Annotated in this window: 5 protein-coding genes; all 5 read left to right on the top strand. The window is 26.4% G+C overall.

Annotation, left to right across the window (positions count from 1 at the left end):
• Positions 1 to 157: 157 nt before the first annotated feature.
• Positions 158 to 6235, top strand: a complete 6078-nt coding sequence (locus GBZ86_RS06920; RefSeq protein WP_152889052.1) for a sialidase domain-containing protein — start codon at positions 158 to 160, stop codon at positions 6233 to 6235.
• 138 nt (positions 6236 to 6373) lie between these two features.
• Positions 6374 to 11713: a family 20 glycosylhydrolase gene (locus tag GBZ86_RS06915; protein ID WP_152889050.1), complete on the top strand. Its 5340-nt coding sequence runs from the start codon at positions 6374 to 6376 to the stop codon at positions 11711 to 11713.
• 182 nt (positions 11714 to 11895) lie between these two features.
• Positions 11896 to 12315 (top strand): Spo0B domain-containing protein, encoded by a 420-nt coding sequence (locus tag GBZ86_RS06910; RefSeq protein ID WP_152889048.1) that lies wholly within the window; start codon positions 11896 to 11898, stop codon positions 12313 to 12315.
• 791 nt (positions 12316 to 13106) lie between these two features.
• The gene (locus GBZ86_RS06905) at positions 13107 to 13286 is read left to right on the top strand and encodes a hypothetical protein (RefSeq protein WP_234885130.1); all 180 of its coding nucleotides are present in this window, start codon (positions 13107 to 13109) and stop codon (positions 13284 to 13286) included.
• A 198-nt stretch (positions 13287 to 13484) separates the two neighbouring features.
• Positions 13485 to 13823: sensor histidine kinase (locus GBZ86_RS06900; protein ID WP_207707427.1), on the top strand; the 339-nt coding region annotated here is incomplete at its 3' end.

Genomic DNA, 13823 nt, shown 5'->3' with positions numbered 1-13823 from the left:
GTTATTTACCTCCTGTTGGTGTTTTTATTTCTTGTTATTTATATTGTGCCATACTGGAGGAAAATATAAAAACTTAACTTCAAAAAAGTTAGGTGAATTAATGGTTGCGGAATTCCGCAACCGACTAATTAAAAGTTAAATAGAAAGGAGAAAGTTAATGATTGGACTAGATTTAAAGTTTGATTTTGGAGAAATAAAAGAAATAAGTGCTATTAAGATTAATCTTAGAAGTATTAATAAAAATAATGTAGCAAATAAATACAAAATATATGCAATTACAGATAATGGTGATTTTTTTATTAAAGATATTGATATAATTAAAGATTTGAAAAATGATCAATTATCTTTAGGAGAAACTATAAAAGCTAAAGGAATAAAATTAGTAGCATTAAATAATACAATTGATTTATATAATATTGCTAGTTTAGAAGTAAAACAAGTTAATAAAGAGTTAAAGAAATATAATAATATTTCTTTGGAAAATACTGGAGAAGAAAAGGATATAAGTGAAGATTTAAATTCATTAAAGTTATTAGAGGAAGGTACTATTATTGCAAGGTTTAATGCCACAGATACCTCTAGTGTGCATAGTATTTTAGGAATAAGTAATAGTAATACTATTAATGGGTATTTTTCTATATATGCCATGTCAGCGCGTGTAGGGGTAGAGATAAGAAATCAAACAACAGAGGGAAATACTGGGGATGGAACTACAAATTTAGCCCATATTTATGCATATTCTATTTTAAATGAAGGTATTAATACTATTGCGTTCAAAGTAACAAAAGGCATTGGTTATAGTTTATATTTAAATGGAATTTTAATAAAAGAAACCACTGATGGAATTACTAGCTTTTTATCAAATATTCAAGGGTTAGATAAAGTATTTATTGGTAAAACTAAAAGATATTCAGGAAATGAATATCTTTTTAAAGGAAATATAGATTTTGTAAGAATATATGATAAACCTTTGCCAAATGAATATTTAATAAAACAAACTAGGGAAACAAAATCTCCTTTAACAGAAGAAATTTTACCAGAAGGTGTTTATAAAAGCAAAGTAGAAGAAATATTTTATCCACAGTATTTAGGTTCTAATAATTATAGAATTCCAGCTTTATACACAACAAAGTTAGGAACAGTTTTAGCTGCTATAGATGCAAGAATATCTAGTGGTAGAGATTCTCCTAATAATATAGATACTGCTATTAGAAGAAAAGAACTAAATAAAAATTGGGAAATGGGAAAAATAATTTTAGATTTTCCTGATGCAGCATCAGCCATAGATACAAGTTTATTACAAGATAGAGATACAGGAAGAATTTTTTTAACCGTAACTCATTTTGCTCATGGGTATGGCTTTCCTAATGTTATACAAGGTACAGGTTATGAAAATATTAATGGGAAAAAATATTTAAACTTATATGATTCAAGTGGTAATAAATATACTGTAAGAGAGGGATTTAAAGTTTATAATAGTTCAGGAAATACAACTAACTATACTTTAGATATAGATAACAATTTATATGAAAATGGAAGCAAAATTAATAATATTTTAACTTCCAGTAGTCCATTAAAGGTTCTAGGTACTAGTTTTCTTGTGCTTATATATAGTGATGATGACGGAAAAACATGGAGTAAGCCTAGAGATTTAAATCCAGAAACTAAAGAGAATTGGATGAAATTTATGGGTACAGGTCCAGGAAGAGGACTACAAATAAAAAATGGCCAGCATAAAGGAAGGTTACTTTTTCCTATTTATTATACAAATTCATCAAATTTTCAATCAAGTGCTATTATTTATAGTGATGATCATGGTGCTACTTGGAAAAGAGGAGAATCACCTAATGATAATAGATTAGGGCAAATAGGAAACTCAGATACAGTATCTAGTGGAAGTCAATTAACAGAATCACAAGTGGTAGAAATGCCTAATGGACAGTTAAAATTATTTATGAGAAACACAGGTAATGGTGGATATGTAAGAGTTGCAACTAGTTTTGATGGAGCAGAAACTTGGTATGAGGATGTAGAATTAGATAAATCATTAAGAGAGCCATATTGTCAGTTAAGTGTAATAAATTATAGTAACAAAATAGATGGAAAGGATGCTATTATTTTTTCAAATCCAGATGCAACAAGTAGAAGTAATGGTTCTATAAAAATAGGATTAATAAGTGAAAACGGAACCTATAGTAATGGACAAACTAAATATTCAATTGAATGGAAATATAATAAAGTTATTAAGCCAGATTTTTTTGCTTATTCTTGTTTAACTGAACTTCTAGATGGAAATATAGGTGTTTTTTATGAGGGTACAGGCAACCAGCAAATGTCATATATGTCTATGAATATAGAATATATAAAATATATTCCTGAAATATTAGTTACTACTCCTAAAATAGAAAAAATAGAAATATTAGAAAATAAACTATATAAAGCTGGAGAAAGTATTTCATTAAAAATAAATTTTAGTGAGGTAGTAAGTATCATAGGTAATAAAGAAATAGAAGTAGTTATAAATAATGAAACCATTAAATTTACTATAGATAGAATTAAGAGTGGAAAAGAGTATATATTTAAAGGTAATATACCATTTAATTTAACTAATGATCAGTATATATTAACTATTAAGAGTAATAACAATGTTAACTTTATAGGGATATTTAATAAAATTATTAATATAACTGAAGATATTAAAGTAGAAAATAAATTATATATTGAAGATATGGAAGTTAACGAAGAATTAAATATTGAAGGTGCTTTTGTAAATAGTTTGCAACTTCCTTTGAAAACTTATGAAAATATAAGCATAGTAAATACAGGAGAAGAAAAAGATATTTCTTTAGATTTAAATGAAATAAAATCCTTAACAGAAGGAATTATTATTGCAAAATTTAATGCTACAGATACATCTAGTGTTCATAGTATTTTGGGAATAAGTAATAGTAAAACTAATAATGGATATTTTGCTATGTATGTTTCATCTTCAAGAGTAGGCGTGGAAATAAGAAATCAAACAGCAGAGGGAAATACCAATGATGGAACTACAAATTTAGCACACATTTATGTAGATGTTGCTGTAAATAAAGGAATTAATACTATTGCATTTAAGGTTAATAAAGGATTAGGATATAGTTTATATTTAAACGGTGTATTAGTAAAAGAAATAAAGGATAGTGATACTAAGTTTTTAGCTGATATTAAAGGTTTAGATACTATGTTTATTGGAAAAACAAAAAGATTTTCAGGAAATGAATATGTATTTAAAGGAAATATTGATTTCATAAAGGTTTATAAAGAAACTATGGATAATGAAAATCTTTTAAAAGCCTATGAAAATATAAATATAGTAAATATAGGAGAAGAAAAAGAAGTTTCTTTAGATTTAAATGAAATAAAATATTTAACAGAAGGGTCTATTAGTGCAAAATTTAATGCTACAGATGTGTCACAGGTTCATAGTATTTTAGGAATAAGTAATAGTAAAACCAATAATGGATATTTTGCTTTATATGTTACTTCTTCAAGAGTAGGCGTGGAAATAAGAAATCAAATAATAGAAGGAAATACTAGTGAAGGAACTACAAATTTAGCTCATATTTATGCTGATGTTACTTTAAATAATGGAGTTAATACTGTTGATTTTAAGGTTACTAAAGGAATAGGCTATGAACTATATTTAAATAATGCATTAGTAAAAGAAATAAAGGATAGTAATACTAAGTTTTTAGCTGATATTAAAGGTTTAGATACTATGTTTATTGGAAAAACAAAAAGATTTTCAGGAAATGAATATGTATTTAAAGGAAATATTGAGTTCTTAGGTATTTATAAAGAAAATTCAAAGAATGACTATCTTTTAATGGAAACTGGTGTAACTAAAAAGCCTAATGAAGAAGATATATTACCAGATTATATTTATAAAAGTAAAGTAATAGATGTGTTTAAGCCAGGTGATTTAAACTCTAGTAACTATAGAATTCCAGCGCTTATTACTACTAAAAAGGGAAATATTATAGCTGGTATTGATGCTAGAATAGGAGGAGGTCATGACTCACCAAATAATATTGATAGTGCTATAAAAATAAGTAAAGATGGAGGACTTACTTGGGATAGTGGAAAAATTGTAATAAATTATCCAGATCAAGCTTCTATTATAGATATAAGTTTATTACAAGATGAAACAACAGAAAGAATATTTTTATTAGTAGATGCTTTTCCACATGGATATGGAGCATTCCAAGCTAAAAGGGCAAGTGGATTTAAAACTATAAATAATACAAGATGTATGATTTTATTAAATTCAAGTAATGTGGAATTTTATTTAAGACCAGATGGAAAAGTAATAGATGGTTCAGGAATAATTACTGCCTACACCGTTGATGGAGATAATAATTTATATAAAAATGCTGTGAAAATTGGAAATATATTTGGAGCAACTAGTGAATTAAAAGCTTTTGGAACATCTTATTTGGCTTTAATTTATAGTGATGATGAAGGTGAAACTTGGAGTAAACCTAATTTCATATCAGGACAATTTAAAAAAGAATGGATGAGCTTTTTAGGAACAGGACCAGGTAGAGGAATACAAATTAAAAATGGAGTTAAAGCAGGAAGGCTTATATTCCCAGTTTATTATTTAAATAGCAATGTAAGACAAAATAGTGCTGTAATATATAGTGATGACCATGGAGTAACTTGGAAATTAGGAGAATCCCCTAATGATGGAAGAGTAGAAGGTACTACTACCATATCATCAGAAACTTTAAGTAGTACTGCCTATGAACTTACAGAAGCTCAAGTAGTGGAAATGCCTAATGGTCAATTGAAAATGTTTATGAGAAATAGAGCAGCATATGCTAGAATTGCTACTAGTTTTGATTATGGTGAAACTTGGGATAAAACTGTTGAATTAGATACAGCATTAAGAGAGCCATATTGTCAGTTAAGTGTAATAAATTATAGCAATAAAGTAGATGGAAAAGATGCTATTATTTTTGCTAATCCAGATGCAACAAGTAGAAGTAATGGTTCTATAAAAGTAGGGTTAATAAGTGAAAGTGGAACCTATAGTAATGGGCAACCTAAATATTCAATTGAGTGGAAATATAACAAGGTAATTAAAGAAGGATATTTTGCATATTCTTGTTTAACTGAACTTCCAAATGGGAATATAGGGTTATTCTATGAAGGCACACCTAACTTAAACATGTCCTATATAGCTGTGGATTTAGAATATATGAAATATAATTTTGAAACTATGACTGAAATTAAATCAATAGCTCTTTTAAATAATAAAACAAGTTATGAAGCAGGAGAAACTATAGGAGTAAAAATTTTATTTGATCAAGCAGTTAGTATAATTGGAAATAGAACTTTAGATATAATGCTAGATAATATATTAATTAAACTTGATACTATGGAAGTTAAAGGAAATGAATGCTTATTTACAGGAAAAATTCCTTTAAGCATTGCAAAAGCACAATTTAGTGTAACTATTAAAGCAAATAAGGATATGAAAATTATTAATATTTATAATTTAGTTACAACTATAGAAAAAGATATTTTATTACCTGAAAGAATAAATGTAATAAATACAACTCCATTATCAACAGAAATAAATAATCCAAATTATAGTTATAATGCTGTAAATGGAGTACTAGAAAATGGAGCATTAATAGAGGATGCAGGAGGAACAAAGGTAGCGGGATGGATAGGAGGCCCAAGAGATGGGGCAACTACAGTAACAGTAAATGTAGCAAGTTCAGGAAGCTATAAGTTAGCTATTCAGTATATAGGAGCAGATGCCAACAGAAATTTAAAGATAGATATTAATGGAATAAATACAGGAAGTATATATACTCCACTGATGACATCAGGCTGGACAATAGCAGATGCTAAAACTTTTATTATAGAAATAAAACTAAATAGCGGAATAAATACCATTAAATTTCATGGGGATGGAACGAATTATGGTCCAAGTTTAGGTACTATAACTTTAATTTTAACAAGTACAACACAAAGTAGTAATGAATTTATAAAAAATAAAAATGTAGAAATATTTAATATTTATGAAGATTTAGAAAGTAGTAATAATACGTCTCAAAATTATATTATTGAATATAATAATAGTATTTTTTCTTTAGAAGAAGGTGAACAATTAGTTAATAATATTAAAATAACTACAAAAAAAGTAAATGATGAATCTGTTAAAGTGAATATTTCTAATTGAGTTTTAAGCTCAAAATGAAAATATGCTCTTGATATTTATAAAGAATTATTTATTAAATGAACTAGAAACTTTATTTTATCAAGAGTACATTTTCAATATGAGTTAAGTTGTAGTTTAAAAAAATAAAAGGAGACTGTTATGAGCATAGATATTAATACAATTATGAATACTTTAACTGTTCCTATAGTAAATAAAGGGGATAAAAAGCTTAAAATGCCTATAGTACCATCAGAATATACTATAGAATTTATAGGAGCGGATTTAAAACAAATTATAGATAAAGATATGAATATTTATGAACCTTTAATTGACACAACTGTATTAGTAGCTTTTAAAATAAAACAAAATAATAATTTTATAGATACTAAAGATATAGAAATACTTATTCCTGGTAAATACGCTAAAAGTATTAGTGAAAATAATAAAAAGCCTGATGTGGTACCAGACTTAAGAGAATGGGTTGGGGGGACAGGTGTTTTTATACCAAGTAATATAAGTAGAATTGTTATAGATTCAAATTATGAAAATGAACTAACAAATATAGCTAATAAATTTAAAAGGGATTATGAAGAAATTGTAGGTAGTGATTTAAAAATAGTATCAGGAAATCCTAAAGTGGGAGATTTCTATTTTACACTTTATTGTGATGATGAAATTATAGGAAAAGAAGGATATTATATCTATATAAGGGATTATATTAGAATAGAAGCTATAAGTAAGAATGGTTTGTTTTATGGTACAAAATCAATACTTCAAATTATAAAACAAAAAGATAATATAATACCTAAAGGTATAATAAGAGATTTTCCAAAGTATGAAATACGGGGACTTATGCTTGATGTAGCAAAAAATTTTTTTCCTATTGAAGATTTAATAAAAATTTTTGATATTATGGCTTGGTATAAGCTTAATGATTTGCATATACATTTAAATGATAATTTATTAGATATAAATGAAGATAATTGGAAAAATGTTTATTCATCTTTTAGATTAGAATCGGAAAATTATCCAGAAATAACAGCTAAAGATGGATATTATTCTAAGGATGAATTAAGAAGATTAATAAAGTTAGGAAAAGAGTATGGAATAGAAGTGGTTGCTGAGATAAACCTTTTATCTAATGCACTATCATTTGTTAAATATAATCCAGATTTATCTTTAGGTAGTGGAGAATTAATAAATTATTTAGATGTATCTAATCCTGAAATATATGGTTTCATAGATATATTATTAAAAGAATATTTATCAGGAGAAGATCCAATATTAGGGCATAATTCTTTTCATATTGGTGCTAATAATTATTATGATCATAAAGAGTATATAGAATCTTTTAGGGGATGTATTAATTATTATTTAAAACAGTTAAGGGATGAATATGGAGTAACACCAAGATTATGGGGAAGTTTAAGTAAGTATTTAGGAGAAACATCTATAATAAATGAAAATGTAATTATGAATATTTATAATTTACAGTATAGTGATGTAAATGAAATGTTAAAACAAGGGTATGAAATAATAAATACTTTAGAGGATTTATTATATATAGATTCAGTAGCTAAGGCATATAATGATTATTTAAATATAGAATATTTATACAATAATTGGAGTGTTAATGATTTTAAAAATTATAAAATACTTGAAGCAAATTCTGGTTTAAAAGGAGCAACTTTTGCCTTTTGGAATAGTGAGGCTAAAGAGGGAGTAAATGATTTTGATATTTATTATAGAATATTGCCAGCTATGCAAATTATTACAGAAAAAACTTGGACAGGAAAAGTAAGTAGAGATTTTGAAAGTTTTCAAAATATTTGTAAAAGCATAGTTGAGGTTCCAGGAGTAAATTTATTTTTTGATGATAATAAAACTTTAAGTACATCTAATGAAATTTTACAGAATTACTATGTTTATAAAGGTAATTTAGGAAATGGTGCTAAAATAGATTCTAATAATTTTGTTAGTTTCATAGGAGGAATTGATAAAGGATATGTAGAAGTTTTGGTAAATGTAAAAGATTCAGGCAAATATAATTTGAATATTAGTTATTTATCACCAGATATAGATAGAATTTTTAGAGTAGATATAAATGGAGTGAGCACAGGATTAATTTATAATGCAGTTAAGACTAATGGAATTATTGAAAAATTAAATTTAACTTTAAATTTAATTTTAGGAGATAATAAAATTAAATTTTATGGAGATTCTTCTGAATATAGTCCAAGCTTAGGCAGTTTTACTTTAGAAAGTATAGCTACAGATTCATTTACTTTTTTAGATGTAAGTAATAATGAAGTAGCTATGGTAGAACTTAATATGGATAGTAAAAATTTGAAAATTAACATTAGTGATTATGAAAATTATTTAAGATGGGGAAATTTATTAGAGTTTAATAAAATAAAAAAAGATAATATAATTCCTAAATATAATTTAACTTCAGCAATTCTTTCTAATGGTGCTAAAATTGATTTAAATACAGGCATAGTAAATGGTATTGGAGGAAAAGATGATGGAGCAGCAACAGTAACTTTATCTGTAAGTGAAAGTACTAAATATAATATGGAATTAAGCTATAGTAATTTAGATACTGAAAGTAAAGTTATTACAGCAGATGTTAATGGAACTAATATAGGTATAAATTATACTATGTATCCAAATAAGTATGGAAAAATTAATATTTCTATTTTTTTGAATGAAGGTAATAATATTATTAAACTTCATGGTGATGGACAAAATTATGCTGCAAGTTTAATAAATTTTACTTTAAGTAAAAAAGTTTTAAGTGATTATGATGAAGCAAAAAAATTACTTTTAGGTTCAGAGGAATTTAATATAGTATTTGTAGGGAATAGTATAACCCATGGTGCATGGCACACTAAAGGTCATAGAAGCTTTGCAGAACATTTTAATGAGAGAATAAGAGGAGAATATGTAGGGAAATATTTAAAGAAAAATAATTTCACTATAAATACAGGAGTATCTAGTGCCGTTACTACAGATATATTAAATTATTTTCATAGAAGAATAGCGGTTTATAATCCTAAAATTGTAATAATATTAATTGGGATGAATGATTGTGCCAATAATATGGTCCCATTAACCCAGTATAAAATTAATGTAAAAACTTTAATAAATAAAATAAGAGGAATTGGAGCTATACCAGTATTACAAACTTGTAATACTATAAATCCTATAGGAAGCAGGGGAAGTTTACCACAATATATGGATGCTGTTAGAGAAATCTCAATTTCAGAAGAATTACCTTTAATAGATCATTATAAATATTGGATAGAACAACAAGCTAAGGATTCTACAACTCAATCTAAATGGCTAAGTGATGCTATACATCCTAGTGCAGAGGGACACTTAGCTATGGCAAAAAAAATATTTGAATATTTTGATTTGTTGGATTCTAATAGTTATACTTCTAATATGAGCTATCCAATTAATGTTCCAAGAGATTTAGGAAGATATGTGGATACAGTAGTATATCCTAAATATAATATTCAAGGTATTGAACCATTAGTTAGTTATATGGTGAATAAAGAATTTACAGGGGTTGAATATATAGATAAAACTGAAGATTTAAGAAAATTAAAAGCATTATCAAAAGGAACTATTGTGGCAAGGTTTAAACTTAGCACTTCTGAAAATGCAAAAACTATCTTTAGTATATCAGATTCAAAAGCAGATGCTAGTAATGCTACTTTAGCAATAAATTCAGGAGCAATTCATTTTTCAGTTAGAAATAATGGAGTTCTTACAACTAATATAACTACTAGTAAAATAGGATATAATGATGGTAATTGGCATATAGTTGTGGCAGATGTAAGTGATAAGGGAACAAAAATTTATGTAGATGGAGTGAATATACACACAGAGGCATCTAAAGGATTTTTTAATTTAGTAACTTCTGCTGATACAATAGGTATAGGAAGAAATTTAGACTCTAAACCAGCAGGGGAGTGGTATTATAAAGGAACTATTTCTTATGTAAATATTTATGATAATAATTTAATAGAAGATGAAATTATAAGTTTAAGTAAATTTCCTTTAATTAATTATAAAATTGATAGACAATTTATGGATAGTGAATATATAGAAAAAACTGAAGATTTAAGCAAATTAAAAACATTATCAAAAGGAACTATTGTGGCAAGATTTAATCTTACTACTTTTGAGAATGCAAAAACTATTTTTAGTATATCAGATTCAAAAGTGGATGCTAGTAATGCTACTTTAGCAATAAATTCAGGAGCAATTCATTTTTCCGTTAGAAATAATGGAATTATTACAACTAATATAACCACTAGTAAAAAAGGATATAATGATGGTAGATGGCATACTGTTGTGGTTAATGTAAGTGATATGGAAATAAAAATTTATGTAGATGGAGTGAATATACACACAGAAGCATCTAAAGGATTCTTTAGCTTAGTAACTTCTGCAGATACAGTAAGTATAGGAAGAAATTTAGACTCTAAACCAGAAGGAGAATGGTATTATAAAGGAGCTATTTCATATATAAATATTTATGATAATAATTTAACTGAGTCTGAATGTATAAGTATAAGCAATGAAAATGCATTAAAGAATTTAACAGATATAAGTAATATAATAGCATCTAATGATGAAGGTGCTTGGATATTTGTAGGGAATAATGTTACAGCAGGCAAGAGTACAACTTATGGGCATAGAAGTTATGTGGAACATGTTGAAGAAAGAATAAGATGGGAATTAAATAATGGAAGTATGACAAGAAGAGAAAAATTCATGATAAATATGTCTTCAAAGGATATTACATCTGTGGATATATTAAATGATTTTAACAATTTAATAGGAAGGTTTAATCCTAAAGTAGTATTTTTAATGGTTGGAGATAATGAAGAAATTTCAGCTCTAAGTTTTAAAAATAATTTAAATAATATTATTTCGAAAATAAAGGAGCTAAATGCTGTAGTTGTTTTACAGACTCCAATATTTAATGGAAAAGATTTAGATGAATATATAAATGTATTGGAAGAAATAGCTAATTATCAAAAGATATTATTAATAGATCATTATGATTATTGGTTTAAATTACAACAAACTCAACCTGAATTAAGAGATTCCTGGCTTAATAGCAATTTAGAAGTAAATCATAGAGGACAATTAGAAATTGCAAAGAAAATATTGAAGGATTTAAATATTTTTTCTTCAAGTAGCATAACTTGTTCATTTACAATAAGTACTCCAGGAGATAATTTAGAAAAATCTAAAAATGAATTAGCAATTAAAATAAAAGAAGCATATTCGTTATACAATAATTCTAAAGAAGGAACTTCTATAGGTGAATTCCAAATAGGATCAAAAAAAGACTTGCTAAACACAATAAAACAGTGTGAAAAATTACAAAATAATATTACAGCAGATGTAATAATGTTAACTCAATCAAGAAGAAATTTACAATTAGCTATTAATGAATATATTGAAAGAAAAATTTAATTAATTATATTAGAGATACAAAGTGCTTTAAGGATATAGTCTTAAAGTACTTTTTTAAAAGTAAAAAAGCTTAAAAGGAATAAATAGAAAGAAAGATTATTTAAACAATAATTATACATAGATATAAATAATGAAAATTGTTAAAATATAGGGAGTATATTATTTTAGAAAGGAATAATTTTATGAATATTTTTAAAAAATATTTTAAAAGAAATACAAAAGGTAATAAAAATATAAAAAAATTTTTATTAATAGCTTTTGTATTAAATTTAATTCAATTAAGCTTGGTATCTATATTAATTGTTTATAGTGGTGAAAGTAATAAGCTAAAAATTTATAGTAATGAAGGTTATTACTTAGTATATTCATTAATTATATTAATTATTTTTAATGTGATTATAACATTAACATTATATTGTTTTGTTTTTTATAAAAAAAATGATGAATATATTAAAGAAAATTTGGATAATATTCAAAATTTAAATAGAAAATTAAGAGAACAAAGACATGATTATTTAAATCATATACAGGTTATTTATGGTCTTTTAGAACTTGAAGAATTTAAAGAAGCTAAAAATTATATAGGTGCGACTTGTTGCTAGACAAAGGTAAGCGAGGGTTTACTATAAAACTAGCCTAATAATTTATAAAATTATTAGAACTGATATTACGAAAGGTAGAATGATAGAGTAACGTCTTGAAATGCCTTCTCAAAGGTACGACTAGCGTTTTGGTAGGTAAATATCAAAAGGTTAGAAGCTCGTTAAAATGACTAAGAGCCACCCTAACAGATAATGCTGAGGAAATGCGAACTGGAGGCAGCCGAGTGGTGATAGGTCTAGAGTCTAGAAATGCCTATGGTTAGTATGTTTATAAGAACTGACAAAGTTGGGAATGTACGGGTCTAAAAATTTAATATTCAGAAATGAATATGTCACAAATAAGTGAAGTGAGTGTGGAATAGTAAAAGTCTATGTTATGAAACTCCATATAGTGTTACAGGCACTATCAAGCTTACAGACTCATACCAACGACCTAAGGGTATATGTATAGATAGTAATATCGGAACAAGGAAAGCTTGGAATATTGAGGTTTTACCACCGTTGAAATATTGATAAGGAAAACTATAGTGTATAACTTATCTTAATCCAAGTGAGAGCGGTGGCATGAAGCTGTAATGAATATTGTAATGATATTCTAGCAATAGCCACTAGACAATTTGTTCATTGATAATTAAATACTGAATAATCCAAGGTTCGAGTAAGACTAAGAGATACGAACCCGAAGGTACTTAGTACAAGGAGGAATTAGTAGACTTGGAGGAAAGCTTAACCTTAGAGAAAAGACAATTACTAAGAAGCAATGAGTATTATGATATGCAAGATACCTTTGATTGAATAGTGGTACTGATGAATATAAGAATCTTGTGTGGTTAACAACACAGGTTCATAAGCTTATACACAGTACAAACTTAGATACAATAGCTAAGTATCTAAATGTTTTAAATTTGGATAATAAAGGTTTGAAAAAAGTTAATTTTTTAAGAAAGTTAGTAGGAAATTCAGTTATTTAATTAAATGAAAAGTTCAAATTGTTGGAACGCCGTATGCGGCGAAAGTCGCACGTACGGTGTGGAGTGGGGGAAAAGCTAGAGATAATTTCAAAGGCTTACCTATCACTATAACCTGTATATAAAGATATAATAAAAGTAAGTAAAGTTTTAAGAACTGCTCATCCAGCTATAAATGCATTATTACAAGCTAAAATGCAAATGGCAGAAAAGTACAATATAGATATATGTATAGAAGTAAAAAGTAATTTAGATAAGATACCTATTGAACCTTGGGAATTTTGTAAGGTGTTATCTAATATTATTGATAATAGTGTACAAGCTCTTATTAGTAAAGAAAAGAATAGAAAACTTAATATAGATATAAGTGAAGATAAAAAAGAATATTATATTTCTATATTTAATAATGGCCCTAAAATTTCTAAAGAAAATTTAAATAATATATTTGAAGAAGGATTTACCACTAAAAAAGAAAATGGTCATGGAGTTGGTTTATTTATAGTAAAAAATATAATAAAAGAAGCTAAAGGAGATATATAT

The sequence above is a fragment of the Clostridium tarantellae genome, from assembly GCF_009295725.1.
Classification (GTDB): Bacteria; Bacillota; Clostridia; order Clostridiales; family Clostridiaceae; genus Sarcina; species Sarcina tarantellae.
Note: the sequence above shows the minus strand (reverse complement) of the source record. Positions and strands in the feature narration are given on the sequence as shown.